At 58.5% G+C, this 25,256-nt stretch carries 26 protein-coding genes; 4 read left to right on the forward strand and 22 right to left on the reverse strand.

Features of this window, described 5'->3' with window-relative positions; translation table 11 throughout:
- Positions 1 to 32: 32 nt before the first annotated feature.
- From flgH to flgB, 7 genes are all read right to left on the reverse strand, one after another.
- Positions 33 to 734 (reverse strand): flagellar basal body L-ring protein FlgH, encoded by a 702-nt coding sequence (flgH, locus tag ABLV66_RS16370; RefSeq protein ID WP_348876219.1) that lies wholly within the window; start codon positions 732 to 734, stop codon positions 33 to 35.
- 82 nt (positions 735 to 816) lie between these two features.
- Complete coding sequence (flgG, locus tag ABLV66_RS16375) at positions 817 to 1,599, reverse strand: flagellar basal-body rod protein FlgG (RefSeq protein WP_015367325.1); 783 nt, start codon at positions 1,597 to 1,599, stop codon at positions 817 to 819.
- Between the two features lie 34 nt (positions 1,600 to 1,633).
- Positions 1,634 to 2,389, reverse strand: coding sequence for a flagellar basal-body rod protein FlgF (locus tag ABLV66_RS16380; RefSeq protein WP_047043683.1), 756 nt, complete (start codon positions 2,387 to 2,389; stop codon positions 1,634 to 1,636).
- 12 nt (positions 2,390 to 2,401) lie between these two features.
- Positions 2,402 to 3,616, reverse strand: a complete 1,215-nt coding sequence (gene flgE, locus ABLV66_RS16385) for a flagellar hook protein FlgE (RefSeq protein WP_015367327.1) — start codon at positions 3,614 to 3,616, stop codon at positions 2,402 to 2,404.
- A 44-nt stretch (positions 3,617 to 3,660) separates the two neighbouring features.
- Positions 3,661 to 4,338 (reverse strand): flagellar hook assembly protein FlgD, encoded by a 678-nt coding sequence (flgD, locus tag ABLV66_RS16390; protein ID WP_015367328.1) that lies wholly within the window; start codon positions 4,336 to 4,338, stop codon positions 3,661 to 3,663.
- A gap of 12 nt (positions 4,339 to 4,350) precedes the next feature.
- Complete coding sequence (gene flgC / locus ABLV66_RS16395) at positions 4,351 to 4,755, reverse strand: flagellar basal body rod protein FlgC (RefSeq protein ID WP_015367329.1); 405 nt, start codon at positions 4,753 to 4,755, stop codon at positions 4,351 to 4,353.
- Between the two features lie 5 nt (positions 4,756 to 4,760).
- Positions 4,761 to 5,174 (reverse strand): flagellar basal body rod protein FlgB, encoded by a 414-nt coding sequence (gene flgB, locus ABLV66_RS16400; protein WP_015367330.1) that lies wholly within the window; start codon positions 5,172 to 5,174, stop codon positions 4,761 to 4,763.
- A 159-nt stretch (positions 5,175 to 5,333) separates the two neighbouring features.
- On the opposite strand from flgB, the gene flgA reads away from it, so the two are divergent.
- From flgA to ABLV66_RS16415, 3 genes are all read left to right on the forward strand, one after another.
- Entirely contained in the window at positions 5,334 to 5,984 is a 651-nt protein-coding gene (flgA, locus tag ABLV66_RS16405) for a flagellar basal body P-ring formation chaperone FlgA (protein WP_047065471.1), read from the forward strand.
- 63 nt (positions 5,985 to 6,047) lie between these two features.
- Complete coding sequence (gene flgM / locus ABLV66_RS16410; RefSeq protein WP_348876194.1) at positions 6,048 to 6,371, forward strand: flagellar biosynthesis anti-sigma factor FlgM; 324 nt, start codon at positions 6,048 to 6,050, stop codon at positions 6,369 to 6,371.
- 2 nt (positions 6,372 to 6,373) lie between these two features.
- On the forward strand, positions 6,374 to 6,808 hold the full coding sequence (locus tag ABLV66_RS16415) for a flagellar protein FlgN (protein WP_315712748.1): 435 nt from the start codon (positions 6,374 to 6,376) through the stop codon (positions 6,806 to 6,808).
- A 444-nt stretch (positions 6,809 to 7,252) separates the two neighbouring features.
- On the opposite strand, the gene ABLV66_RS16420 is transcribed toward ABLV66_RS16415, so the two are convergent.
- The 15 genes from ABLV66_RS16420 to flhD form a co-directional block, all read right to left on the reverse strand.
- Complete coding sequence (locus ABLV66_RS16420; RefSeq protein WP_045397788.1) at positions 7,253 to 7,657, reverse strand: flagellar protein FlhE; 405 nt, start codon at positions 7,655 to 7,657, stop codon at positions 7,253 to 7,255.
- Positions 7,657 to 9,735 carry a flagellar biosynthesis protein FlhA gene (gene flhA, locus ABLV66_RS16425; protein ID WP_213797494.1) on the reverse strand — a complete coding sequence of 693 codons (2,079 nt, stop codon included), beginning with the start codon at positions 9,733 to 9,735 and terminating at the stop codon, positions 7,657 to 7,659. Before flhA ends, ABLV66_RS16420 begins: the two co-directional genes overlap by 1 nt.
- The gene (gene flhB / locus ABLV66_RS16430) at positions 9,728 to 10,879 is read right to left on the reverse strand and encodes a flagellar biosynthesis protein FlhB (protein WP_015367336.1); all 1,152 of its coding nucleotides are present in this window, start codon (positions 10,877 to 10,879) and stop codon (positions 9,728 to 9,730) included. The genes flhA and flhB overlap by 8 nt, the downstream gene beginning before the upstream one ends.
- Positions 10,880 to 11,029: 150 nt before the next feature.
- The gene (gene cheZ, locus ABLV66_RS16435; protein WP_113374265.1) at positions 11,030 to 11,674 is read right to left on the reverse strand and encodes a protein phosphatase CheZ; all 645 of its coding nucleotides are present in this window, start codon (positions 11,672 to 11,674) and stop codon (positions 11,030 to 11,032) included.
- Between the two features lie 10 nt (positions 11,675 to 11,684).
- Positions 11,685 to 12,074 carry a chemotaxis response regulator CheY gene (cheY, locus tag ABLV66_RS16440; protein WP_015367338.1) on the reverse strand — a complete coding sequence of 130 codons (390 nt, stop codon included), beginning with the start codon at positions 12,072 to 12,074 and terminating at the stop codon, positions 11,685 to 11,687.
- A 71-nt stretch (positions 12,075 to 12,145) separates the two neighbouring features.
- Positions 12,146 to 13,195: a protein-glutamate methylesterase/protein-glutamine glutaminase gene (locus ABLV66_RS16445; RefSeq protein WP_045397782.1), complete on the reverse strand. Its 1,050-nt coding sequence runs from the start codon at positions 13,193 to 13,195 to the stop codon at positions 12,146 to 12,148.
- Positions 13,195 to 14,067 (reverse strand): protein-glutamate O-methyltransferase CheR, encoded by an 873-nt coding sequence (gene cheR, locus ABLV66_RS16450; RefSeq protein WP_047043697.1) that lies wholly within the window; start codon positions 14,065 to 14,067, stop codon positions 13,195 to 13,197. Before cheR ends, ABLV66_RS16445 begins: the two co-directional genes overlap by 1 nt.
- Before the next feature lie 28 nt (positions 14,068 to 14,095).
- Positions 14,096 to 15,706, reverse strand: coding sequence for a methyl-accepting chemotaxis protein (locus ABLV66_RS16455; protein WP_047043699.1), 1,611 nt, complete (start codon positions 15,704 to 15,706; stop codon positions 14,096 to 14,098).
- 83 nt (positions 15,707 to 15,789) lie between these two features.
- Positions 15,790 to 17,460 (reverse strand): methyl-accepting chemotaxis protein, encoded by a 1,671-nt coding sequence (locus ABLV66_RS16460; RefSeq protein WP_047065481.1) that lies wholly within the window; start codon positions 17,458 to 17,460, stop codon positions 15,790 to 15,792.
- A 132-nt stretch (positions 17,461 to 17,592) separates the two neighbouring features.
- A complete protein-coding gene (gene cheW / locus ABLV66_RS16465) occupies positions 17,593 to 18,093 on the reverse strand; it encodes a chemotaxis protein CheW (RefSeq protein ID WP_348876195.1) in 501 nt (166 codons plus the stop codon).
- A gap of 33 nt (positions 18,094 to 18,126) precedes the next feature.
- The gene (gene cheA / locus ABLV66_RS16470; protein ID WP_045397768.1) at positions 18,127 to 20,085 is read right to left on the reverse strand and encodes a chemotaxis protein CheA; all 1,959 of its coding nucleotides are present in this window, start codon (positions 20,083 to 20,085) and stop codon (positions 18,127 to 18,129) included.
- The gene (motB, locus tag ABLV66_RS16475) at positions 20,082 to 21,005 is read right to left on the reverse strand and encodes a flagellar motor protein MotB (RefSeq protein WP_348876197.1); all 924 of its coding nucleotides are present in this window, start codon (positions 21,003 to 21,005) and stop codon (positions 20,082 to 20,084) included. Before motB ends, cheA begins: the two co-directional genes overlap by 4 nt.
- Entirely contained in the window at positions 21,002 to 21,892 is an 891-nt protein-coding gene (motA, locus tag ABLV66_RS16480) for a flagellar motor stator protein MotA (protein WP_015704927.1), read from the reverse strand. The genes motB and motA overlap by 4 nt, the downstream gene beginning before the upstream one ends.
- A 142-nt stretch (positions 21,893 to 22,034) precedes the next feature.
- Positions 22,035 to 22,616 (reverse strand): flagellar transcriptional regulator FlhC, encoded by a 582-nt coding sequence (gene flhC, locus ABLV66_RS16485; RefSeq protein ID WP_045397765.1) that lies wholly within the window; start codon positions 22,614 to 22,616, stop codon positions 22,035 to 22,037.
- A gap of 2 nt (positions 22,617 to 22,618) precedes the next feature.
- Complete coding sequence (flhD, locus tag ABLV66_RS16490) at positions 22,619 to 22,969, reverse strand: flagellar transcriptional regulator FlhD (RefSeq protein WP_015367348.1); 351 nt, start codon at positions 22,967 to 22,969, stop codon at positions 22,619 to 22,621.
- Between the two features lie 1,251 nt (positions 22,970 to 24,220).
- Between flhD and cscK the strand changes: the two genes are divergently transcribed.
- On the forward strand, positions 24,221 to 25,144 hold the full coding sequence (gene cscK, locus ABLV66_RS16495) for a fructokinase (protein WP_348876198.1): 924 nt from the start codon (positions 24,221 to 24,223) through the stop codon (positions 25,142 to 25,144).
- Positions 25,145 to 25,256 lie beyond the last annotated feature (112 nt).

The raw sequence follows: 25,256 nt of genomic DNA on the forward strand, positions 1-25,256 counted from the left end.
TCTTTTCAGTAACACCGCAAATGGCCCGCCCATTAGTACGGGGAGACGTTGAGGAAGAACCGCTGCAGCCAGCCCATCGTCTGCGCTTCATTGATGTAGCCGTTGCCGACATACTCGATGCGCGCGTCCGCCACCTGCGTTGAGGTGACCGAGTTGCTACCGCTGATGGTGCGCGGGTTAACCACCCCGGAGAAGCGAATGAATTCGGTGCCCTGGTTAATGGCGATCTGTTTTTCCCCCACCACGTGCAGGTTGCCGTTGCTCAGTACCTGATTAACGGTGACGGTAATGGTGCCGTTGAAGGTGTTATTGGCATTCGCCCCACCTTTGCCGCCGAAACTGTTATCGCCGGAAATATCCATATCGGCGCGGGCGTTGCCCAGCAGGCCGTCTAAGTAGCGCGGCGCGGTGGCGACGCCAAACTTGCTGGAACCGTTACGGCTGGCATTGGCGGAAGAACTTTTGCTGGCGCTGACGTTTTCCTGCAGCACGATGGTTAGCGTGTCGCCAACGTTGCGCGGGCGGCGGTCTTCAAACAGCGGCTGATAGCCGTAGTTCATCGGCTGCGCGGCCTGAAAAATAGAGCCGTTCGGTACCGGCGCGGGCGGCGGCGCGGGCTGCGCCGAGGTCGAGCCATCGACCAACGGTTTATGCGGAATGTACGCGCAGCCGCTCAGCGTCAGCATCACCATGCCCGCCAGCAAGCGTTGTCCCTGGCGCGGCAGGGTGGCCATCGAATGTGTGGTTACCACGGGGTATCGCCTTTGTTACACCAAAAAAGCGACGGGCGCGGCAGGCGACGCCCGTCATCAAAGATTACAGCTGGGTCAGCTTCTGCAGCATCTGATCCGACGTCGAGACCGCTTTGCTGTTGATCTCATAGGCGCGCTGGGTCTGGATCATATTAACGAGCTCTTCCGCCACGTTGACGTTAGAGGTCTCGACATAACCCTGATAGAGCATGCCGGCGCCGTTCAGGCCCGGCGTGCTCTCATTCGGCGCGCCGGAGCTCTCCGTTTCCTGGTACAGGTTCTCGCCCACGCTTTCGAGGCCGCTGTCGTTAATAAAGGTGGTTAACGTCAGTTGCCCGACCTGCTGGGCGGCGGTCTGACCCTGCTGGGTGACGCTCACGATGCCATCGCGGGCGATGGTAATGGTCAACGCGTTGGCCGGAATAGTGATCGCCGGCTGCACCTGGAAACCGCTGGCGGTCACCAGTTGGCCGTTCTGATCGATCTGGAACGAGCCGTCGCGGGTGTAGGCCTGGCTGCCGTCCGGCAGCAGCACCTGGAAGAAGCCCTGGCCTTTAATCGCCACGTCTTTGCTGTTGTTGGTCTGCGACAGGTTGCCCTGGCTATGCAGACGCTCGGTGGCGACCGGGCGCACGCCGGTACCGATCTGCAGGCCGGAAGGCAGCGTGGTCTGTTCGGAGGACTGCGCCCCCGGCTGACGCATGGTCTGATACAGCAGGTCTTCAAACACCGCGCGCTGGCGTTTAAAACCGTTGGTGCTGACGTTCGCCAGGTTGTTGGCGATCACGTCCATATTGGTCTGCTGCGCATCAAGACCGGTTTTCGCAATCCATAAAGAGGGAATCATTGGTTATTTCCTTTGGCCGCGGGCCGACTGGCTATCAGCTTACTGACAGCAGAGAATTCGCCCGCTGTTCGTTCTCATCCACGCTGTGGATGACCTTCATTTGCATTTCAAAGCGACGGGCGTTGGCGATCATATCGACCATGGTCTCCATCGGCTTGACGTTACTGCCCTCCAGCACGCCCGGCATGACCCGCACCTGCGGGTCGTTGGCTAACTGGTTGCCGCGGCGCTGCTGGGTTTCCGGGGTCAGGCGGAACAGGCCGTCATCGCCGCGCATCACTTCGCGCGCATCGGCTTTCACCAGCTTCAGGCGGCCAATCTGTGCGATGGTGTTCGGCGGGTCGCCGGGATTCAGCGCCGAAATGGTGCCGTCGGCGGCGATAGTGATTTCCGCCGACGGCGGCACCTCAATCGGCCCGCCGTCGCCCTGCAGCGGCATCCCCTGCACCGTTAGTTGACCGTTGGCCGAAACCTGAATGCTACCGTTGCGGGTATAGGCTTCGCCGCCGCCCGGCAGGCTGAGCGCCAGAAAACCGTCCTGCTGCAGCGCCACGTCCAGCGGGCGCCCGGTGTAGTTCAGCGCCCCCTGGCTCATATCGGCGCCCGGCGTCGAGGCCGCCACCAGCGTGCGGGTGGCGAGGCTCGGCCCGTCAACCGGTACCGCGCGCAGCGCGGCGAGCTGGGCCCGAAAGCCCGGCGTCGAGGCGTTGGCGAGATTGTTGGCGGTAATCGACTGCTGCTCCAGCGTCTGGCGCGCGGCGCCCATCGCGGTATAAATCGCGTGATCCATAACTCAGTTCCGTTAGCGCAGGCTGACCAGCGTCTGCAGGATCGAATCCTGCGTCTTGATGGTCTGGGCGTTGGACTGATAGTTACGCTGGGCGACGATCATGTTCACCAGCTCCTGGCTCAGGTCGACGTTGGACGACTCCAGCGCGCCGCTGGTCAGCTTGCCAAAACCGCCGCCGCCGGAGAGTCCTACACGCGGCTGGCCGGACGCGCCGGTCTCCTGCCAGACATTATCGCCCTGCGACGCCAGCCCTTCCGGGTTGGAGAAGTTGGCCATCACAATCTGCCCCAGGACCTGGGTCTGCTGGTTGGAGTAGATACCGACGACGGTACCGTCATCGTTAATCTGGAAGTTGGTGTATTCGCCGGCGGCATAACCATCCTGCGCCACTTTACTCACCGAATCGCTACCGACGTTCTGCTGCATACTACCGGCGAAGCTAAGCGTGAAGTTCTGCGCCGGTGCGCCGTCTTTCGCGCTCATCGGAATGGTCATGCTGAACTCGCCCGCCTGACCGTTAACGCTGACCAGGTTGCCGCTGGTATTGAACTCCATGGTGCCCGCGCTGACCGCAGCCGCGCTGCCGTCCTGGGTATAGACCTGCCATTTGTTATCGTCGGTTTTCACGAAATAGGCGTTGATGTTGTGGGCGTTACCCAGCGAATCGTAGGCGGTGATGGTGTTGACGTAGTTGTAGCTGTCCTGCTTCGCCGGGTCGAAGGTCTTGTTCTCCGGCACTTTATGCGTCGACTTGAGGTTGGCGACCATTTCGCCGGAAGTCGATGCTTTGGCGTTCATCATCCCTTCGGGAATGCTCAGCGGTACCGGGTTGGCGCCCTGCTGAATGGTCGGCGGCGTGCCGGCGGCCGGATAGCCGGTCAGCTGCAGCCCCTGCATATTGGTCAGATTACGGTTTTCGTCCAGCTTAAACTGGCCGTTGCGGGTATAGAAAATACCGCCGTCTTTATCCTGCATGCGGAAGAAGCCGTTGCCGTTAATCGCCACATCCAGCGCGCGGCTGGTGCCGGTAGTGGTGCCGCCTTTAAAGTTCTGGGTGATTCCGGAGACTTTAACCCCCAGTCCAACCTGCGAACCGGCGAACATATCGGCGAACGACACGCTGCCGGATTTAAAACCCGCGGTCGCGGAGTTAGCGATATTGTTGCCAATCACGTCGAGATTGGTGGCCGCCGCATTTAAGCCGCTGACTGCCTGAGAAAAGGCCATGTTACTCTCCAAATATTGAGGATATCGATAAAATCAGGTGCGAATTACAGGATCTGCCGCACTTCTTCGAGACTGGCGTTACCGGCAAGGCCAAGATCCAGCTTCGCGCCGTTGCTGTCGTTAATCACGCCGTTAACCATGCCGAAGTGCAGGCTGCGCGCCACCAGTTGCTCGCCGTTGCCCTTGGCGTTAATCGCCACTTTATAGGCGCCGTCCGGCGCGGCGGTACCATCATCCAGCGAGCCGTCCCAGGTAAAGGCGTGCACCCCGGCGGTGAGGCCGCCAATCTCAATGGTCCGCACCACCTGGCCGTTGGCGTTGGTAATGGTTGCCGTGACCTGATCGGCGGCACGCTCCAGTTCGACGCCAAACGGCGTGGTGCTGACCTGGCCTTCTTTGCTGCCGACCAGAATGTTATTACCCGGTACCATCACGCCGTGGCCGATCAGCGCGCTGGCCTGCAGCGACTGGTTGCTGTTGATCTGCCCGGAGATCGCGCCAAGGGTGGTGTTGAGTTTTTCGATGCCCTGTACGGTATTAATCTGCGCCAGCTGCGAGGTCAGCTCGTTGTTCTGCATCGGGTTGGTCGGGTCTTGATTTTTCAACTGCGCCACCAGCAGCGTCAGGAAGCTGTTATGCAAATCCTGGCTGGTGCTGCTTTTGCTGGCGGAATCAAGAACCGCGTTATTGGTCGATTCATTGGTGGTTGCGGCGATAGCCATCGGGATCTCCGGTTACTGACCCAGCGTCAGGGTTTTCATCATCATCGACTTAGTGGTGTTGAGCACTTCGACGTTGGCCTGATAGCTGCGGGAGGCTGAGATGGTGTTAACCATTTCGCTCACCACATCGACATTCGGCATCCGCACGTAGCCCTTAGCATCGGCCAGCGGATTACCCGGTTGATAAACCATCCGCGCGGGCGCCGGATCGTCAACCACCTGTGAGACGCGCACGCCGCCGGTCTGCTGCCCCGGCGCCGCGGCCACTTCGAACACCACCTGCTTCGCGCGATAGGGTTCGCCATCCGGGCCGGTGACGCTATCGGCGTTGGCCATATTGCTGGCGCTGACGTTCATCCGCTGCGACTGGGCCGAGAGCGCCGAGCCGGAGATATCAAAAATATTGAGTAAAGACATTCGCCTTATCCTTGTTGCAGCACCGACATCATCCCTTTGATCTGACCGTTGAGCAGCGTCAGGTCGGTCTGATATTTCAGGCTGTTGTCAGCGAAGTTGGTGCGTTCGCGATCCATGTCCACGGTGTTGCCGTCCATCGACGGCTGGTCCGGCACCCGAAACAGCAGATCCAGCTCAGGCGGCTGCATGGTTTGCGCCGGAATATGACGCGCCGCCGTCAGGTTCAGCGCCATGCCGTTGCCGTTTACCCGCCCCTGTTGCAGGACTTTATTCAGTTGGCTGGCGAAATCGATATCCCGCGCCTGATAGCCCGGCGTGTCTGCGTTGGCGATATTGGCGGCCAGTATTTCCTGGCGCTGGGCGCGCAGGTTCAGCGCCTCCTGGCCAAAACGCAGAGCAGCGTCCAGTTTGTCGAGCATGCTCCCTCCGCAAGGTTAGAATTTGGAGCCGACAGCATAAACGCCCCCTGCGCCAACCTATCGCGGGAATAGGGGCAAAATGGAGCGCTATTTATCTGTTTAGTCCCTCAGGGCAGCCGTTACACTTAACCCCTTTCCGGGTGGCGTGAGGGGAACGCGATGAAAAGTAAAATCCTGCTGGTCGGCCTGCTGTGCAGCCTGAGCGCCCGCGCCGACACGCTGGCGACGCAAATCGAAAGCTTCATTAAAAGTAAATTCAACGATAATGCCGTGCAGGTGAAAGTGCTGGTGCGCACGCCGCCCGCCCAGTGGCCGCCGTGTGAATTACCGCAGCTGTCGCTGGCGCCCAATGCGCGAATCGGCGGCAATATCAGCGTCTCCGCCCGCTGCGGACAGGAGCGGCGGTTTATTCAGACCCAGGTACAGGTATTTGGCCGTTATCTGACGGCGGCGCGCGGTATTAGCGGCGGAACGCCGCTGACCCCGGCGGATGTGGTGCTAAAATCAGGCAGGCTCGATACCCTGCCGCCGCGTACGCTGACCGACAGTAAGAAAGCGCTGGGCGCCGTGACGCTGCGAAATATCAGCCCAGGGCAACCGCTGACGCTGTCGATGCTGCGTCGCGCGTGGGTGATTAAAGCCGGTCAGCCGGTGCAGGTCATGGCCGAGGGCGACGGCTTTAGCATCAGCGGTTCCGGTAAAGCAATGAATAACGCGGCGGCCGAAGATAGCGTGCGCGTACGCATGGTTTCTGGCAAAATCGTCAGCGGTATCGCCGGGGAGGATGGATCCATCCGTATTACGTTATAAAAAAGTAAAGGTTTGCCAGCCCCTGCCGATAACCCCATTAGAAACCCATTTTGGAGATGGACCATGAGTATCGATCGCACCCAGCGGTTACAGCCGGTTTCCACGGTGCAGCCGCGTGAAACCACGGCCGACAACCCGCTTCAGCCGCGTAAGGCCGCCGTGGCGGAAACCGCCGTTAGCGCCACCAAAGTGAAACTGAGCGATGCGCAGGCGCGGCTGATGCAGCCAGGCACCCAGGATATTGATATGAACCGGGTTGAGGCCATCAAACAGGCGATTCGCAGCGGCGAACTGAAAATGGACGCGGGCAAAATCGCCGACGCCCTGCTGCAGGATGCGCACAACGATATCCAGCGCCTTGCCGGTAGCAAAACAGATAAGGCCTGATGATGGACAGATTACGCACTCTGCTGGATAAACTGGCGGAAACCCTGCGGACGCTGGATGACGTGCTGGCGCAAGAGCAACAGTTGCTATGTGCGGATGAACTGCCCGGCGTGGCGCTGCAGCGCATCACCGATAGCAAGAGCCAGCTGCTGGCGACGGTGGCCTGGCTTGAGCAACAGCGCCCGACGCTGGAAGCCAACCTTGCGCTACGCGCGCCTTACCCCGGCCATGAAAGCTTCGGCGAACGCTGGCGGCAGATCCAGCAGTTAAGCCAGAGCCTACGTGAAAAGAATCAGCATAACGGTCTGTTGCTCAATCAACAGATCGCCCATAACCAGCAGGCGCTGGCAATTCTTAGCCAGAATAATAAATCGCTGTACGGGCCGGATGGCCAGTCGCGCGCCGCGAGTCTGCTGGGCCGTAAAATCGGCGTCTGAACGCCTTTCTCTGTATTTTCCCCGCTGGTGACGATTACCCGTAGCGCCGTTTTTTGTCAGGTGGCGCTACGCTTACCTGACCTACGGTCCGAGCGGCCTGCCTTTAATTTATTCACCATGCTGGCTGAAACTGCCGGTGTTGGTGATCTCAAAATCCCCCGGTGGCGCTGCCGCTTACCGGGGCTACAGCGCTTTGCGATTTGGTAGCCCGGAGAAGGCGCAACGCGCCGCGTCCGGGAAAAACCCTTAAAAAAGTTGCCAACCGATAACAGTATCTACGGTCCGTGCGGCCTGCCTTTAATTTATTCACCATGCTGGCTGACACTACTGGTGCTGGTGATCTCAGAATCCCCCTGTGCGCTCCCTGCGCCAGGAGAGACATAACGCGGAAGACATTTCGGGAGCGCAATGTGCTCTGTATTAATACAAAACTTTTCCCCACAACTACTGATAATTAACGATAACCTGATTGGCAATCGCCCGCAGCGGCGGGTTTAACGGCCCGCGGGTCTGTACGGAATAGACAAAACGCAGCGGCCCTTCTGCCGCCTCGCCGGCCAACGCGTGGCTGGTGCCGCTGGCGCTGGTCAGCGGAATACAGCGATTCAGGCTACACAAATGCACCTGCAGCCCCGCCGGCTCCGCTGACAGCAGACGATAGCGCCAGCTAACGGTCTCGATGCGCGCATTGCCGCCAGGCAGCGTATTGGGCGGCAGCAGCGCGGCGGAGGAATCACTCATCCCGCCCTGTTCAAGAGTGACGCCGGGCCCTTCGGCAATCCATGAGCCCGATGCCGCGCCGGCGGCAACCGGCAATAAAAGGCACAATAAAGGAAGAAAGCGCGTCATCAGGCCGCTCCAATGGTTGAGGTCATGCGAATCTGGCGATCGTCGTTGATCTCCAGGTTGGAAAGCACCGCCATCTGCGGCAGGCTACGACGCAGGAAACGCGCCAGCAGCGGGCGCAGCGCGTGGTTAACCAGCAGCACCGGCGGCGCGCTAAGCATCTCCTGGCGCTGCAGCGCCTGCCGCGCCTGCTCCAGCAGGCGGTCGGCAAGGCCCGGTTCGAGACCGCCGCCTCCCTGCAGCGCCTGTAGCAGCAGTCGTTCCAGTTGGGTATCCAGGCCGATAACCTGAATTTCGCCATTGCCGGGGAACCACTGCTGGGCAATCGCCCGCCCCAGCGCCACGCGCACGACGGTGGTCAGCTCGTAGGGATCGCTTTGCGTCGGCGCATGCTCCGCCAGCGTCTCGATAATGGTACGCATATCGCGGATCGATACCCGCTCGGCCAGCAGATTCTGCAACACCTTATGCAGCGTGGTCAGCGACACCACGCCCGGTACGAAATCTTCGGTCAGCTTCGGCATCTCCTGCGACACGCGATCGAGCAGTTGCTGCGTCTCCTGGCGGCCAAACAGCTCGCTGGCGAACTGGCCGATGAGATGGTTGAGATGGGTCGCCACCACCGTACTGGCCTCAACAACCGTATAGCCCTGGATTTGCGCCTGCTCGCGCAACGCGCTATCGATCCACACCGCCTCCAGACCGAAGGCCGGATCGATGGTTTTATCCCCCGCCAGCTCGCCGATGGCGTTGCCGGGGTTAATCGCCAGCCAGCGCCCCGGCTGCGCTTCGCCGCTGCCGATTTCCACTCCTTTCATCAGAATGCGGTAGCGGGCGGGCGCCAGTTCAAGGTTATCGCGAATATGTACCACCGGCGGCAGATAGCCCATCTCCTGGGCGAATTTCTTGCGGATCCCGCGGATACGCCCCAACAGCTCGCCATTTTGCTGAAAATCGACCATCGGGATCAGCCGGTAACCCACTTCCATGCCCAGCGGATCTTCCAACTGGACATCAGCCCAGCTGGCTTCCGCGGCCTGAGTATTCTCCTGCACGATGGGTTCGTCGGCGGCTTTCGGCGCCTGTTTTTCACGGCCGCGCAGCCACCAGGCCAGCCCGAGCAGCGCGGCGGTAAACAGCAGGAAAACCAGGTTCGGCATCCCCGGCACCAGCCCCAGCAGCCCAAGTACCGCGGCACACAGCAGCATGACCTTTGGGTTATTGAATAGCTGGCCGACCATCTGTTCGCCGACGTCCTGATCGGTCGCCACCCGGGTAACGATGACCCCGGCGGCGGTAGAGATCACCAGCGCCGGGATTTGCGCCACCAGCCCGTCGCCGATGGTCAGCAAGGTGTAGCTTTCCGCCGCCGCGCCCAGCTCCATACCGTGCTGCACCACGCCGACCAGCAGTCCGCCGACCACGTTAATCACCATAATCATTAGCCCGGCGATGGCATCACCGCGGACAAACTTGCTGGCGCCGTCCATCGAACCGTAGAAATCGGCTTCCTGCGTGACTTCAGCGCGACGTTTTTTCGCCTCGTCTTCACCGATAAGCCCGGCGTTCATGTCGGCATCGATCGCCATTTGCTTACCCGGCATGCCGTCGAGCACGAAACGCGCCCCCACTTCGGCGATACGCCCGGCGCCTTTGGTGATAACCATGAAGTTGATCAACACGAGGATAATAAACACCACGATACCGATGGCGAAATTACCGCCGACCAGGAAGTGGCCGAAGGCCTCCACGACCCGTCCCGCGGCGGCGGCCCCGGTGTGCCCTTCCATCAAAATGATGCGCGTCGAGGCGACGTTGAGCGACAGGCGCAGCAGCGTCGAGAACAGTAGAATGGTTGGAAACGCGGCGAAGTCCAGCGTGCGCTGGGTAAACATCGCCACCAGCAGCACCATGATCGACAATGCGATATTGAAAGTAAAAAGCAGGTCGAGGATAAACGCCGGCAGCGGCAGCACCATCATCGACAAAATCAGCAGGATCAAGATTGGGCCTGCCAACACCTGCCATTGCGTATCTTTAACATTCCCCGGCAAACGCAGCAGGGAGGCCAAATTAGCCATCAGAGTCACTCTCTTTTGCAAAATCCAGTGCTTCCGGCACCGGTAAACGTTGAGGTTTTTTCGGGATCAGGCCGCCCTCGCGCCGCCAGCGGCGCAGCTGATAAACCCAGGCCAGCACTTCGGCGACCGCGGCATAGAGGGTGGCGGGAATATGCTGGCCAATCTCGCTATGGCGATAGAGCGCGCGGGCCAGCGGCGGCGCTTCAAGCATCGGAATACGGTGTTGCGCTCCCAGTTCGCGAATGCGCAGCGCAATCTCCCCCGCCCCTTTAGCCAACACCTTCGGCGCGCTCATTTTTTTATCGTTGTACTGCAACGCCACGGCATAGTGGGTCGGGTTAGTGACTATCACATCCGCTTTCGGCACATCGGCCATCATCCGCCGCTGGGCAATCGCCCGCTGCTGTTGACGGATCCGCCCTTTAACATGCGGGTCGCCTTCCTGATCTTTGAATTCGTCGCGGATATCCTGTTTGGTCATCTTCAGCTTTTTGAAGTGGCTCCACAGCTGATAAAAAACGTCAAACGCCACCATCGGCGTCAATCCGAGCACCACCAGAAATCCGCAATAGAGGATCATCTGCAGCGCATTGGCCAACGCGTCGAGCGGCTGTTGGGTCATCAGATGCAGCATCGCCGCCCAGTTGTGCCACAGGTACAGCCCGGTTACCCAACCGACCAGCGTGGCTTTGAGGATCCCTTTTAACAGCTCCGCCAGCACCTGGGTGGAGAACATGCGTTTCAGACCGGAAAGCGGATTCAGCCGTTTAAGATCGAATTTGAGCGACTTGGTGCTGAATAAAATGCCGCCAAGCAGCATCGGCGCGGCCAGCGCCACCAGCACCAGCCCGGCCATTACCGGCAGCAATGCCAGCACCGCCTGACGCAGCAGCATTCCCAGCTGGCGCAGCATTTGTTTGTCATTGCTGACCATTCCGTGGTCAAAGTGCAGGCCCTGCGTCAGCATCTCCGCCAGTTGGCGAGTGATATTGCTGCCGGACATCAGGATAATGGCGAGCCCGGCCACCAGCATCAGCACCGAGGTCAGCTCGCGCGATCGCGGGATCTGGCCCTCTTCACGCGCCTTCTCCAACCGGTGAGCGGTGGGGGCCTCGCTTTTTTCCAGATCGCTGTCTTCCGCCAAGCCTGCAGTTCCTGTGTCGGGAGGGTAAAGAATGGCGGTCAGCATGCCAAAAAATTGGCGAAGTCATTGGCGGAACAACGGCGAAAAAGAGGGGTTATTTCACGGATGAGGGAAAGGCGGCAGGGGCGCAGCAACTGCGCCCCGTCATATTCAGAAACCGAGACTATCGAGCAGATCGTCAACCTGCGCCTGGTTGGCGATAACGCCGACGCCGTTCTGATCAAGCTGCGGGCCGTTAAGCAGGCTATCGTTGGCCCGTTTCTCTTTCACCGGCGGTTCCGGCATGTTTTCCATCAGCACCATCAGTAGCTGCTTTTCAATTTCCTGCACCACGTCCATCATGCGCTTGATAACCTGACCGGTCAGGTCCTGGAAATCCTGCGCCATCATGATTTCCATCAGTTGGGCGTTGGTAAAGGATGTATGGCCCGGCACCTGTTCCAGATACTCACGGGTGTCGGTCACCAGCGCGCGCGCGTCGTCCAGTTCGATCGGATTGGCGAACCACTCATCCCAGCGCGATTTTAGCGCGCTGGCGCCGGACTCCAGTTCGGCCTGGCGCGGCTGCGCCGCCTCCACGCAGCTCAACGCCCGTTCCGCCGCCTGCGCCGTCATGGTGACAACGTAATCAAGGCGGTCGCGGGCATCCGGGATCGCCTCGGCCGCCTGGGCAATCGCCTGATCGAGCCCCAGCTCGCGCATGCTGTCGCGCAGCATGCGGGTGAGCTGGCCGATACGGGAGATTATCTCTCCCGCGGTCGCTGCATCGCTGGCAGGCATTGGAATCTCTCTCATCGCCCTCTCCTTACATGCCCAATTTTTCGAAAATCTTGTTGAGCTTTTCTTCCAGCGTCGCCGCCGTAAAAGGTTTCACCACATAACCGCTGGCGCCTGCCTGCGCGGCGGCAATAATATTTTCTTTTTTCGCTTCCGCCGTCACCATTAGTACCGGCATCGCCGCCAGCGCGGCATCGGCACGAATGGTCTGCAGCAGCTCCAGACCGTCGACGTTGGGCATGTTCCAGTCGGAGACCACGAAATCAAAGCTGCTGGCCCGCAGCTTATTTAGCGCGTCCGCGCCATCTTCCGCCTCTTCGACGTTGTTGAAGCCGAGCTCTTTAAGCAAATTTCTGATGATACGACGCATGGTGGAAAAGTCGTCGACGACCAGAAAACGGAGATTCTTATCTGCCATTACTACCCCTGAACAGTGTCATTTTTAACTCACTTCACACCACGCCGCCGGGACGTCCCGGCGGCGTGAATTTAAATTCGCAGCGCCTGGCCGCCGGCTATCTGCGCCAGCATGCGTTGGCTCATGCGCTCCAGTTCAACCACTTCGCTGACCCCGCCGCTGGCGATGGCCTCGCGCGGCATGCCGAACACCACGCAGCTCGCTTCGCTCTGCGCCAGGGTATAGGCCCCGGCGCGATGCATCTCCAGCATCCCCTGCGCGCCGTCGTTGCCCATGCCGGTGAGGATCACCCCCACCGCATTGCGCCCGGCGTGGCGGGCCACCGAGCGAAACAGCACATCCACCGAGGGACGATGGCGATTCACCGCCGGGCCGTCGTGCAGCTTGACCTGATAGTTAGCGCCGCTACGCGCCAGCTCCAGATGGCGATCCCCAGGCGCGATATAGGCGTGTCCCGGCAGCACGCGTTCCCCCTCTTCCGCCTCTTTCACCGTGATCTGGCACAGCTTATTCAGCCGTTCGGCGAACGAGCGGGTAAATCCCGGCGGCATATGCTGGGTGATCAGCAGCGCCGGGCTGGTGGCCGGCAACGGTTGAAGCACCTGACGAATCGCTTCGGTGCCGCCGGTGGAAGCGCCAATGGCGATCAGCTTCTCGCTGCTCAGCAGCGGTCCGTGGCTTAAAATCGCCGGCGGCTGGCCATTGGCGCGCTGCGGCAGCCGCGCCCGCGCGGCGGTGCGGATCTTTTCACCGATCAGTTCGCTGTAGGCCAGCATGCCTTCGCGGATCCCGAGCTGTGGTTTGGTGACGAAATCCACCGCCCCCAGTTCCAGCGCGCGCAGGGTAATTTCCGAACCTTTACCGGTCAGCGACGAAACCATCACCACCGGCATCGGCCGCAGGCGCATCAGCTTTTCGAGGAAATCGAGGCCGTCCATGCGCGGCATTTCGACGTCCAGCGTCAGCACCTGTGGGTTAAATTTTTTGATCAGATCCCGTGCGACCAGCGGGTCCGGGGCCACCGCCACCATCTCCATATCGGCGTGGCCGTTGACGATCTCGGTCATCAGCTGGCGCATCAGGGCCGAATCATCAACACATAACACTCTGATTTTACTCATCACTTCTCCTTGGTCAGCCCATACACGGTCTGTCCACGCAGGTAGAAATCCCGGCTGATCTGGCTGAAATTCTCGGAGTGACCGGCAAACAGCAGCCCCCCCGGTTTAAGCAAGGGGACAAAGCGGCGCAGGATGCGCTCCTGCGTCGGCTTATCGAAATAGATCATCACGTTGCGGCAAAAAATCGCGTCGAACGGCCCCGGCAGCGCCCACTCTGGCGCCAGCAGATTCAGCGGCTGGAAGTTGACCCGCGCCGCTAGCTCCTGACGCACGCGCACCAGCCCCTGATGCGGCCCGGTGCCACGCAGAAAATAGCGCTGCATCTGCCCGGCCGTCAGGGTACGCAGATCTTCATGGCGATAAATCCCCGCTTCGGCTTTCTCCAGCACCTGGGTATCAATGTCGCTGGCCCAGACCTGGCAACCGCTGGCGCGCTCCCCCAGCGCATCGCCGAGCGTGATGGCGATGGAATAAGGTTCTTCGCCGGTCGAAGCGGCGGTACTCCACACGCTATAGCCGCCCGGACGCGAGCGCGCATGCTCCGCCAGAATCGGAAAGTGGTGCGCCTCGCGAAAAAAGGCCGTCAGGTTGGTGGTCAGCGCATTGATAAACGCCTGCCACTCGGCGCTGTGCGGGTCGCTTTCCAGCAGCGCCAGGTAGTCGCCGAAATCATGAATGCCCAGCAGACGTAAGCGGCGCACCAGCCGGTTGTACACCATCTCGCGCTTATGCGCCGCCAGCACGATCCCGGCGCGCTGATAGATAAGCTGGCTGATGCGGCGAAAATGCGCGTCGGAGAGCGGCAGACGCTGGGCCATCTGCGCCAGCGCCGAGCCGCTTTCGCGCGGCGCGGTTGATGTTGTCTGCTTCATGCCGACGCACCGGCAAAATACGAGCGGTTTATGCGGTTTGACAATCCAGGGTCTCCTTTACCGTGGATGAGGTTTCCGGCGCGACGAAGTTGTCATCCGCCAGACGGAATACCGCCACTGCATCGGCGAGGGTAATCGCCTGCTCTTCCAGCGCAGCGGCGGCGGAAGCGGATTCCACCACCAGGGCGGCGTTCTGTTGCGTGACCTGATCCATCTGGGTTACCGCCTGCGTCACCTGCTCAATGCCGCGGCTCTGCTCATCGGAGGCGGAGGCGATTTCGCCCATGATGTCGGTGACCCGGGTTACCGAGCGCACGATGTCCTGCATAGTGGCGCCGGAATTTTCCACCAGCACCGAGCCGTGTTTGACGCGGCTAACGGATTCGTCGATCAGCAGCTTAATTTCTTTTGCCGCCTGGGCGCTGCGGCTGGCCAGGTTGCGCACCTCACCGGCTACCACCGCAAAGCCGCGCCCCTGCTCACCGGCGCGCGCCGCCTCCACCGCCGCGTTGAGCGCCAGAATATTGGTCTGGAAGGCGATGCCGTCGATGACGCTGGTAATCGCGCCGATTTTTTGCGAACTGTTGGCGATGTCGTGCATCGTGGTGACCACGTCATCCGCCAGCTCGCCGCCTTTGGCGGCGGTTGAAGAAGCATCACGCGCCAGCTGCGATGCCTGGCGGGCGTTATCGGCATTCTGTTTTACCGTCGCCGTTAGCTGCTCCATACTGGCGGCGGTTTCTTCCAGCGAAGCCGCCTGCTGTTCGGTGCGCGAGGAGAGATCGTTGTTGCCTTCTGAAATCTCCTGCAGGCCGATAAGAATCGACTCCGCACCGTCGCGCACCGCGCCGACGGTACCAATCAGCGACTGTTGCATGCGCTGCAGGCTGGCAAATAGCTGGCTGATTTCGTTGCGGCCATAGACCGCAATCGGTGCGGAAAGATCGCCGCTGGCGATACGTTCAAAGTGGCCGCGAATAATATTCAGCGGCTGCACCAGCATGGTTCGCAGCCACCACATCGCGCTGAGGGTGACCACCAAGAGCATCAGCACCGCCCCGGCAACCAACCAGATTGACCAGCCGTAGGCCCGCTGGCTGGAGGCGCTGGCTTCATCGGTCGTCGCTTTCGCCAGCTGCAGATATTGCACAAAGTCAGCCTCGAAGCGGTCCTGTATTTTCTGCGTCGGCTGGTCCATAAAGGCCTGCAGGTTGCGATTTTCGAGGAACACGATCAGCTCGCGCAGCGCGCCGCGCAGCTTTTCGTAGCTGTCGCGCGTGGCATCGGCCAACTGCTGCTCCTGCTCATCCGCGCGAGGCGTGTCGAGGAACTGGTTAAAGTAGAGATCGGCTTTTTGCAGCGAGCTGCGGGCGCCGCCCATCAGCGCATCCACCTGCTCCTGCGGCACCTTCAGCGCCGCGCGGGTACCGGCGCGGTTAAGGGTATTTCGCGCCTGCAGCAGCGATACCCAGCTCAGGCTAAGCGCATCGCGCTGCTGGCTACTGACGGTAATACGTTCAAGATTGTGGTTGTCGGCGCGCAGCGCGACGTAAGAGAGCCCGGTGCTGATCAATTGCATGATGCAAAAGGAGATCAGCAGCAGGAAAAGACTGGTAGAGATACGGATTCGGTTAAACATAGCAATCTCCTTGGTAGCCGGTCTTGGCCGGCTTACAACGCAAGAGAGGCCGCCGCGTGTAGGGATGCGGCGGCCGGTACCCGTTAGAACGTCTCCCAGTTATCCTGGTAGTCGCTGGCGCTGGTTTTTTTATGCGTAGCGATGGCGGCAGGCGCGGTTTTATTGCTGACCGGCGCTTTATACTCTTCCTGCCCTTCCGACTTCAGACGGAAGACGGCAACCGACTGCGTCAGCAGGCTGGCCTGCTCTTCCAGCGCGGCGGCGGCGGAGGCCGACTCTTCCACCAGCGAGGCGTTCTGCTGGGTGACGCGATCCATTTCCGCTACCGCCTGGCCGACCTGGTCGATGCCGCGGCTCTGCTCATCGGAAGCAGAGGCGATTTCGCCCATGATGTCGGTCACGCGGGTGACCGCATTGACGATATCGCCCATGGTGTCGCCGGCGCTTTCCACCAGCACCGAGCCCATATCCACGCGGTTGACCGAGTCCTCGATCAGCGCTTTGATCTCTTTGGCCGCCTGGGCGCTGCGCTGCGCCAGGTTGCGGACTTCGCCCGCCACGACCGCGAAGCCGCGGCCCTGTTCACCGGCGCGCGCCGCTTCTACCGCGGCGTTAAGCGCCAGGATGTTGGTCTGGAAGGCGATGCCGTCGATAACGCCGGTGATATCGGCAATTTTCTGCGAGCTGCTGGCGATGTCGTGCATGGTTTCCACCACGTTGGCCACCACTTTGCCGCCCTTCTGCGCGGTTTCGGAGGCGCTCAGCGCCAGCTGGCTGGCCTGACGCGCGTTTTCGGCGTTCTGTTTCACCGTCGCCGTCAGCTGTTCCATACTGGCGGCGGTCTCTTCCAACGATGCCGCCTGCTGTTCGGTGCGCGATGAGAGATCGTTATTCCCGGCGGCGATTTCCGACGCGCCGCTATAGATGGCATCCGCCCCCTGACGCACACCGCTCACCGTTTCGATAAGCTCGTTCTGCATGTGCTTGAGGCTGGCGGCCAGCACGCCGATTTCATTACGGCTGGTCACCGGGATAGGCTGGGTCAGGTCGCCGGAGGCAATACGTTTGATGTGTTCAATCATGCGGTTCAGCGGGCGCACCAGGATATGGTGGATACCCATCCACACGCCGACGATCGCCGCCAGCACCACGATGATGACCACAATTAAGGTCCAGATCGCCGAGCTATAAGAGCTGTTGCTACCGTCAACGGCGATTTGGTACAGCTTGCCGTTTTGCTGCAGATAGGCGTTATAAGTCTGCTCGAAATCGTCCTGGTATTTTTGCGTCGGCTGGTCGAAGAAGGCGTTGATTTTACCCTCGCCCAGCAGCTGGATAAGCTCCGACAGCGCGCCGTACAGGATGCCATACTGCTGCTTAAGTTTTTCCGTCGCCTGCGGATCCTGACGCGGGTCCTGCGGGATTTTTTCATAGGCGGCATAGTTGCGCTCGGCGCGGGCCAGCTCTTCTTTCGCTTTCGCCAGCAGCTCGTCGATAGTCGCGCCGCTGCCGATTTTGTTGGTATCCATCATGTAGCGGATCCCTGCGCGGTTCAGGGAGTTACGCGCCTGCAGCAGATCGACCCGGCTTTCACTTAGCAGCAACTGCTGCTGACGGATGGTTTGCAGGACGGTGAAGTTCTCTTTATCGCTTTTCAGCGACGAAAAAAACAGACCGCCCGAAATCAGCTGCAATGCGCCAAATAGCACCAGCACTAACAAGAGACTGGTGACGACCTTAATACGATTAAACATGTTTCCCCTTCCTGGAAGCCTGAACGGCCAGGCTTTACGTATGTGACTGAAAGGGTTATCGGCGCGCGGGAGGGGAACTTTATGCCAGGCGGGGACTATTTTTACCGGGCGCGACCGAGCGCGCCCCGTTGCTTAGTGGCTTTTGGCGACGTTATCGACCAGCGCCATCTCTTCGCTGCTGAGCAGCTTTTCGATATCGACGAGAATCAACATGCGTTCGCCGAGCGCGCCAAGACCGGTGAGATACTCGGTCGCCAGCGTTACCGCGAATTCCGGCGCCGGGCGGATCTGCTCAGCGGTGAGCGACAGCACGTCGGAGACGCCGTCGACCACGATCCCCACCACCCGCTGGCCGAAGTTAAGCACGATAACCACCGTGTTTTCATCATAAGAGACGCCCTGCTGGGCGAATTTTACCCGCAGGTCGATAATCGGCACGATCACCCCGCGCAGATTGGTGACGCCTTTGATGAAAGCCGGGGTGTTGGCGATACGCGTCACCTGGTCATAGCCGCGGATCTCCTGCACCTTGAGAATATCGATGCCGTATTCTTCATTGCCGAGGGTAAAAATTAAAAACTCCTGACCTACCGTTTCGCCAGCCAGTTTGCTGACGGTTGCTAATCCTGCCATGGTCTGCACCTGTTAATTTTATGAGATGAGTCGTTACGCGGCCGCTGCGCTCAGCAGCTTTTCCCGGTTGAGCATTTGCAGCGCCGACACGTCGACGATCAGCGCCACGCTGCCGTCGCCGAGGATCGTCGCCGCGGAAATTCCCGGCACTTTGCGATAATTGCTTTCCAGGTTTTTTACCACTACCTGATGCTGGCCGATCAGCTGATCCACCAGCAGCGCATAGCGGCGGCCGGCGCTTTGCAGAATCACCACGATGCCCTGGGTGGCCTCAGTTTTCGCCCCGGCGACATCAAACACCCGATAGAGCTCCACCAGCGGCAGATACTCGCCGCGGACCTGCAGCATCCGCTCGCCGCCGGCCATCGGATGCAGGTCTTCAGCCTGCGGCTGCAGCGATTCCATGACCGCATTGAGCGGCAGAATAAAGACCTCTTCATTGACCTTGACCGACATGCCGTCGAGGATGGCGAGCGTCAGCGGCAGCAAAATACGAATCGAGGTCCCTTTGCCCGCCCGGGAATGGATTTCAACGTGACCGCCCATCTCCTGGATATTCCGTTTCACGACGTCCATGCCGACGCCGCGGCCAGAGACGTCGGTCACCTGTTCCGCGGTCGAAAAGCCCGGCGCGAAAATGAGCATTCCGACCTCTTCATCACTCATGCTGTCGCTGACCGCCAGCCCCTGCGCCGCCGCTTTGGCGAGAATTTTTTCGCGATTAAGCCCGGCGCCGTCATCGATCACTTCGATGCAGATATTGCCGCCCTGATGTTCAGCGGAAAGAATCAGATTGCCCACCTCAGACTTACCTGCCGCCAGACGGGTTTGCGGATCTTCAATACCGTGGTCGAGGCTATTACGCACCAGGTGGGTCAACGGGTCGATAATGCGCTCTATCAGGCTCTTATCCAGTTCGGTAGAGCTGCCCTGTAGCGTCAGTTCCACCTGCTTATTGAGCTTGCCGGCCAGGTCGCGCACCAGCCGTGGGTAGCGGCTGAATACATATTCCATCGGCATCATGCGAATCGACATTACCGATTCCTGCAGGTCGCGGGCATTACGTTCCAGCTGGCTCATGCTGTTGAGCAGATCGCCATGGGTTACCGGATCCAGATTGCCAGAACGCTGCGCCAGCATTGACTGGGTGATCACCAGTTCGCCGACGAGGTTAATCAACTGGTCAACTTTCTCTACCGCCACGCGAATGCTGGTCGATTCGCTGGCCTTCGCTCTCGGCGCTTTGGGCGGCTCGACGGCAGCAGGTTGCGGCTGGGCGACAGGCGGCGGCACAACTTCGGCCGACGCCAATGGCTTAGCGGCAGTCGTTGGCGGCGTGGTAAAGCTGATTTGTTCCGGCTCAAGGACGAAACAGAGCACCGCGCAGATGTCTTCTTCGCTGGCGGTGGTCAGCAGGGTCACCTCAAGGCTATTGTCAGTTTGCAGCGGATCCTGTACCTCGCCGAGATTGCCAAGCTCTTCCAGCATCAGCGGAATTTCATTGGCTTTTAGCCCGGTTAAGCTTACGCGCATACCGCCGGCGACGGCCGTCGGCGCAGGCTGGGCCACGACGGGCGGCGCGGCTGGCGCGTCCTGCTGCTGTGCTTCCAGCGCCAGCTGCCGCAGCGCCTGGCAGATATAGTCAAAGCTCTCAGCGTCAGGCTGCTGCGAGGTTTTATAGGCGTCCAGTTGCTCCTGCATAATATCTTTGGTTTCCAGAAACAGATTGATAATTTCGGTGCTCAAGCGCATCTCTTCGCGCCGGGCGCCGTCGAGCAGGTTCTCCAGCAGATGGGTGGTTTCCTGCAATACGGAAAAGCCAAACGTCGCCGCGCCGCCTTTGATCGAGTGCGCCGCGCGAAAAATCGCGTTCAGCGGTTCGATATCGGGGGCCTGCGGATCCAGCTCCAGCAGGTGTTGCTCCATGTCTGCCAGCAGCTCGTCTGCTTCATCAAAAAAAGTCTGATAAAAAGCGCTAATATCCATGCTCATGGGGTCACCTCTGGGTGTGAATCACGGTTAACCGGCGCGGGCGCGACCAGCTTTGGCAGCGCATCCGGCTGGCTAATCTCCAGCGCATTGCTTTCGCCATTTTCATGCTCAATGCTCTGCTGGGTCTCTTTGTTAAGCACCAGTACGGTAATGCGGCGGTTGATGGCATCATCAGCGCCGTGCTGTTTCAGACTCATGGTCGCCGCCATACCGACCACCCGCAGCACCTTCCCTTCCGCCAGGCCGCCGGCAATCAGTTCGCGGCGCGAGGCGTTGGCGCGATCCGCCGACAGTTCCCAGTTACTGTAACCGCGTTCGCCGCTGGCATAGGGGATGTCATCGGTGTGGCCGGAGAGGCTTATCTTGTTCGGCAAATCATTGAGGATTGGCGCTATCGCCCGCAGGATATCGCGCATATAGCTTTCCACCTGGGCGCTACCGGTTTTAAACATCGGGCGATTCTGGCTATCGATAATCTGAATGCGCAGTCCTTCGTCCATCATGTTGATCAGCAGATGCGGACGTAGCGCCTTCAGACGCGGGTCTGACTCAATCAACTGATCGAGCTTGTCACGCAGTTTGTTAAGCCGTAGCTCTTCGGCGCGTTTATCCGCGGTATTGATCTGTTTGCTGACCAGCCCGACTTCACGGGTCGGGTCTTCGCCGCCGCCGGGGATCGGGCTGCTTTCCGAGCTGCTTTTATCTCCGCTGGTCAGCGCCACTTTCAGCGGCGTGCGAAAATATTCGGCAATCTGCGTCAGCTCCTGCGGGCTGGCGATCGCCAGCAGCCACATGACCAGGAAGAAAGCCATCATCGCCGTCATAAAATCGGCATAGGCAATCTTCCATGAACCGCCGTGATGGGCGTGCTGGTGCGATTTGCGTTTTCTGACCAGTACCACCGGGTGATTATGTTTCATGCTTCTTCGCTTTCCGTCGCCTGCGCGGCGGGCGCTTTCACCTGGCGCACGTGCTCTTCGAGCTCAACAAACGACGGGCGCTCGGTGGTATACAGCGTTTTGCGGCCGAATTCGACGGCGATTTGTGGCGCGTAGCCGTTGAGGCTGGAGAGCAATGTCACCTTGATGCACTGCATCATCTTGACCGTCTCGGCGCTTTTTTGCCGCAGCAGCGTCGATAGCGGCGAGATAAATCCATAGGCCAGCAGAATGCCGAGGAAAGTCCCCACCATCGCGTTGGCGATAAGCGCCCCGAGCTCTGCCGCCGGACGGTCCGCCGAGGCCAGCGCGTGCACCACCCCCATTACCGCCGCGACAATACCAAATGCCGGCAGAGAGTCGCCGACCATCGCCAGGCTGCCGGCGGGCACTTCGCTCTCCTGTTCGAAGGTTTCGATCTCTTCGTCCATCAGCGCTTCAATTTCAAAAGCATTCATGTTGCCGCTCACCATCAGGCGTAAATAATCGGTTATGAACTCCACCAGATGGTTATCGGCAAGGATGCGCGGATAATTAGCGAAAATTTCACTTTCCTGAGGATTGTCGATATCGAACTCAAGCGACAGCATTCCCTGTTGACGGGATTTAGCGAGCAGCAGGAACAGCAGCGCCATCAGATCCATATACAGCGCCTTGCTGTATTTGGAACGACGTACCATTTTGGGCAACGCCCGCAGCGTGGATTTGATGGCCTTTCCGTTGTTGCCGACGATAAACGCGCCGATGCCGGCGCCGCCGATAATCAGGAATTCCGCCGGTTGGTACAGCGCGCCCAGGTGGCCCCCCACCAGCAAATAGCCGCCAAATACCGCTCCCAGGACCACGAGATAACCCAATATCACTAGCACACGCATACCTCAAATTAACAATGTGGATGGCGGGCGAGGCAAACGCGCCCTGGCGTAAACCAGGCGGGGAATGGGGGGCGGCATGCCGCCCCTGCGTATTACACGTCGAAAATGGATTGCCGTAAGTCGTCGGAACGGCGACTTACATGACGCGTTTAGCCTGCTCGTCCAGCAGTTGAGAGGTTATATCGGCCAGTTGCGGAGAAAGTTTACGTCTTTTTACGGCGCGTGACGGCGGTTGGCATAACGTGCAGACGAAATCGTGCTGCGGATGGTGCGCGTGGGTGATGAATGAGCCGCCGCAGCTATTGCAGGCGGAGAGCTGCAGCATACCGCTATCAACAAAGCGCACCAGCGTCCAGGCGCGGGTCAACGCCAGTAGCGGCGCTTCGCCCGCCTCTTGCGGACACTGTTCGAGGTACAGGCGATAGGCTTTGATCACCGCTTCCACTCCGCTGCATTTGCCGCTCTTCAGCAGGAACAAATAGGCGTTGTAGAACATCGACGAATGAATATTCTGCTCCCAGGTCATAAACCAATCGGTCGAGAACGGCAGCATCCCTTTCGGCGGCGGGCTTCCGCGCAGCTCTTTGTAGAGTTTAATTAAGCGCCCGCGGCTGAGCTGAGTTTCACTCTCCAGCATCTGCAGACGCGCGCCGAGAGATATCAGCTCCATGGCGAGCTGAATATCCTTCGCTTCCTGAACAATACTTTTCTCAGCCATTATCAAACACTTTTCTTCGCCGCAGCGCCTTCTTTGGCGCGGAGCTCTTGCAGCAGGTGACTGGAAAGCAGGATACCGGTATGGATCTGCTGGAGGTCATCAACGCGCGACTCTTTGGTCAATTGCTCGATAGTCTGATGGTCGCTGAAGCGCAGATTACACACCAGCTGATTAGTTTCAGCCAGTTTCACCATCTGCGGTAACGTCAGCTGCGCCAGGGTATCAACCATGGTTTCGTCAATTCCCAAACGAAACATTGCGGATACTTTTTCATCGTTGATCAGCCGCTGCGCTAAAAATAAATACGACAGGTTGAAGTCATAAATATGCTTAAGTAATTCGGAGGTACCCATAATCCCTATCCCGATAAGCCATGTTAGAAAACATACACGGGGCGTGATACTTAATCGCCCGTGACCTCAGTCATTTCCCCAAGACGGCAATTAAAACGCTCACTCGCGATAGCTAAAAATTCAGCTAATCGTCAAATTCGCCCCACTGTTAATAGTTTGTTACAGGTGCAAACTGGAGTGGAGGATGTAAAGAATTTGCTTCTAGAGAGTTGAATTGCCATGAAACTATTTTTAGAAATTCTATAAGAATATTCTTAAGGCGGCGCAACTCTACTCCCGAATCATTAGCACACACAATTAAGTATGGGGAAATTTTGAATATAATGAGATATAGATCACAAAAACAAAAAATAATACCGGTAACAACACCCCATTTCGATCACTTTATAGCCAACATTCGATCATTTAACGATCACAAGTAAATGAATTATCTTAAAAAAAGTGTTATCAACCATTGCAATTAGTTTTTTCTGGCACATTTAGAACAAAAAAATAACATTATAAAAATTGAAGAATAAAAATCTGAACAAGCGTTAAATTCAACGTAAATCATTAGTTTTCACCGCAAAAAATAACCATGGTGTAATACAAGGATATTAGATCTACTACTCGGATGACAGTGACGGAAGGAGTATAAAAATCGAACAAAAACGACCTGGGTTAGCCTGTTTTTTCAGCTCAACCAATTGTACAAGATGCGTTCAATTCACCCTATATCGCGACGCCTGACGCTATTTTTGCGCTCCTGCTCGTGGCTGAACGCCTCCAGATATGGATAAATTTTTTATAACATTTACGGCCTGACGTATTACCCCAAATAGGTATTTTTCCCGGGTTATTTTTCTAACATTCTTTTAACGAAACGGGCTTATTATCACGTGGTAATAATAAAAAATGAGAAGTAATTAACGGTGTCAAACCCTGGCATAAAGCCATCAGGAATATATTTTTTAGCCGCACCCTGACGGCAAGTTAATATTAATAAATAGATATATGAGGATTTTTCATCCGACAATAAGCGCTCTTTCAACCAGACCTCCCTCCCCCTTATTATTGGTAGGGAAAATGACAGTTCATTTGCCTATTTGTAGTAAAGGAAAAATAGCTAGCGCTAAGCGCGCAATATCGCGGCTGGATCACATTTTATCGTAGCCGATCGCATTTTCATCACTTCCGCGTTCCGTTGGGTTAGGGGTTATGTTTAAATTAGCTAAACCGGTTTAACAAAGTTTAGCAAGAAGGAATTTCAGTATGACAAGTAAAGTATGGGTACTCGGCGATGCGGTCGTCGACCTGCTGCCTGAGGGTGATGGCCGCTTATTACAATGTCCGGGCGGCGCACCGGCTAACGTCGCGGTCGGCGTCGCGCGGCTTGGCGGCAATAGCGGGTTCATCGGTCGGGTCGGCGGTGACCCTTTTGGCCATTTTATGCGCCAGACGCTACGACAAGAGAACGTGGATATCCGCCACCTTTCTTTAGATCCCGCACAGCGCACCTCAACCGTCGTGGTCGCGTTGGATGAACACGGCGAACGCACCTTTACCTTTATGGTCCGTCCGAGCGCCGATCTTTTTCTACAACCAGACGATCTCCCCCCTTTCGCGGCCGGCCAGTGGCTGCACGTCTGCTCTATCGCTCTCAGCGCCGAGCCCAGCCGCAGCAGCGCCTTTATGGCAATGGAACAGATTAAACGCGCCGGCGGTAGCGTCAGCTTCGACCCGAATATCCGCAGCGATCTGTGGCAGGATCCCCTGTTGTTACGGCGTTGTCTCGAACAGGCGCTGGCATTAGCTGACGTAGTGAAACTATCGGAAGAGGAACTGGCCTTTATTAGCGGTGGCGACGATATCGCCAGCGGTATTGCGCGATTCCGCGAGCGCTTTCAGCCAAAACTGCTGTTGGTCACGCAAGGAAAAGCCGGGGTGCAAGCGCTGTTCCAGCAACAGCATATTCACTTCCCGGCCCGTCCGGTGGTCAGCGTTGATACCACCGGAGCCGGTGATGCCTTTGTTGCCGGGCTACTCGCCAGCCTCGCCGCTCACGGCTTCCCTGACGATGTCGCCGCGCTGGAGCCGATCGTCGCGCTGGCGCAAACCTGCGGCGCGCTGGCGACCACCGCCAAAGGCGCGATGACCGCCTTACCGTACCAGGCCGATGTGAACCGCCAGTTTTAACGATGCAGGCAGGCAAAATAATTAAAACGTTTTAGCAAAATTAGCAAAGCGGCGGTTCGGGGATTCGGACATCCCCAATTGCCCATGATGATGACAGACTTTGTAGAGGGTA

The sequence above is a fragment of the Klebsiella sp. CN_Kp073 genome (genome assembly GCF_040065495.2).
Classification (GTDB): domain Bacteria; phylum Pseudomonadota; class Gammaproteobacteria; order Enterobacterales; family Enterobacteriaceae; genus Klebsiella; species Klebsiella aerogenes.

Coding starts and splice junctions, on each gene's coding strand:
- flgH (WP_348876219.1), bottom strand. CDS start 734: ATGGCCACCCTGCCGCGCCAGGGACAACGCTTGCTGGCGGGCATGGTG.
- flgG (WP_015367325.1), bottom strand. CDS start 1,599: ATGATTCCCTCTTTATGGATTGCGAAAACCGGTCTTGATGCGCAGCAG.
- ABLV66_RS16380 (WP_047043683.1), bottom strand. CDS start 2,389: ATGGATCACGCGATTTATACCGCGATGGGCGCCGCGCGCCAGACGCTG.
- flgE (WP_015367327.1), bottom strand. CDS start 3,616: ATGGCCTTTTCTCAGGCAGTCAGCGGCTTAAATGCGGCGGCCACCAAT.
- flgD (WP_015367328.1), bottom strand. CDS start 4,338: ATGGCTATCGCCGCAACCACCAATGAATCGACCAATAACGCGGTTCTT.
- flgC (WP_015367329.1), bottom strand. CDS start 4,755: ATGTCTTTACTCAATATTTTTGATATCTCCGGCTCGGCGCTCTCGGCC.
- flgB (WP_015367330.1), bottom strand. CDS start 5,174: ATGCTCGACAAACTGGACGCTGCTCTGCGTTTTGGCCAGGAGGCGCTG.
- flgA (WP_047065471.1), top strand. CDS start 5,334: ATGAAAAGTAAAATCCTGCTGGTCGGCCTGCTGTGCAGCCTGAGCGCC.
- flgM (WP_348876194.1), top strand. CDS start 6,048: ATGAGTATCGATCGCACCCAGCGGTTACAGCCGGTTTCCACGGTGCAG.
- ABLV66_RS16415 (WP_315712748.1), top strand. CDS start 6,374: ATGGACAGATTACGCACTCTGCTGGATAAACTGGCGGAAACCCTGCGG.
- ABLV66_RS16420 (WP_045397788.1), bottom strand. CDS start 7,657: ATGACGCGCTTTCTTCCTTTATTGTGCCTTTTATTGCCGGTTGCCGCC.
- flhA (WP_213797494.1), bottom strand. CDS start 9,735: ATGGCTAATTTGGCCTCCCTGCTGCGTTTGCCGGGGAATGTTAAAGAT.
- cheZ (WP_113374265.1), bottom strand. CDS start 11,674: ATGAGAGAGATTCCAATGCCTGCCAGCGATGCAGCGACCGCGGGAGAG.
- cheY (WP_015367338.1), bottom strand. CDS start 12,074: ATGGCAGATAAGAATCTCCGTTTTCTGGTCGTCGACGACTTTTCCACC.
- ABLV66_RS16445 (WP_045397782.1), bottom strand. CDS start 13,195: ATGAGTAAAATCAGAGTGTTATGTGTTGATGATTCGGCCCTGATGCGC.
- cheR (WP_047043697.1), bottom strand. CDS start 14,067: ATGAAGCAGACAACATCAACCGCGCCGCGCGAAAGCGGCTCGGCGCTG.
- ABLV66_RS16455 (WP_047043699.1), bottom strand. CDS start 15,706: ATGTTTAACCGAATCCGTATCTCTACCAGTCTTTTCCTGCTGCTGATC.
- ABLV66_RS16460 (WP_047065481.1), bottom strand. CDS start 17,460: ATGTTTAATCGTATTAAGGTCGTCACCAGTCTCTTGTTAGTGCTGGTG.
- cheW (WP_348876195.1), bottom strand. CDS start 18,093: ATGGCAGGATTAGCAACCGTCAGCAAACTGGCTGGCGAAACGGTAGGT.
- cheA (WP_045397768.1), bottom strand. CDS start 20,085: ATGAGCATGGATATTAGCGCTTTTTATCAGACTTTTTTTGATGAAGCA.
- motB (WP_348876197.1), bottom strand. CDS start 21,005: ATGAAACATAATCACCCGGTGGTACTGGTCAGAAAACGCAAATCGCAC.
- flhC (WP_045397765.1), bottom strand. CDS start 22,616: ATGGCTGAGAAAAGTATTGTTCAGGAAGCGAAGGATATTCAGCTCGCC.
- flhD (WP_015367348.1), bottom strand. CDS start 22,969: ATGGGTACCTCCGAATTACTTAAGCATATTTATGACTTCAACCTGTCG.
- cscK (WP_348876198.1), top strand. CDS start 24,221: ATGACAAGTAAAGTATGGGTACTCGGCGATGCGGTCGTCGACCTGCTG.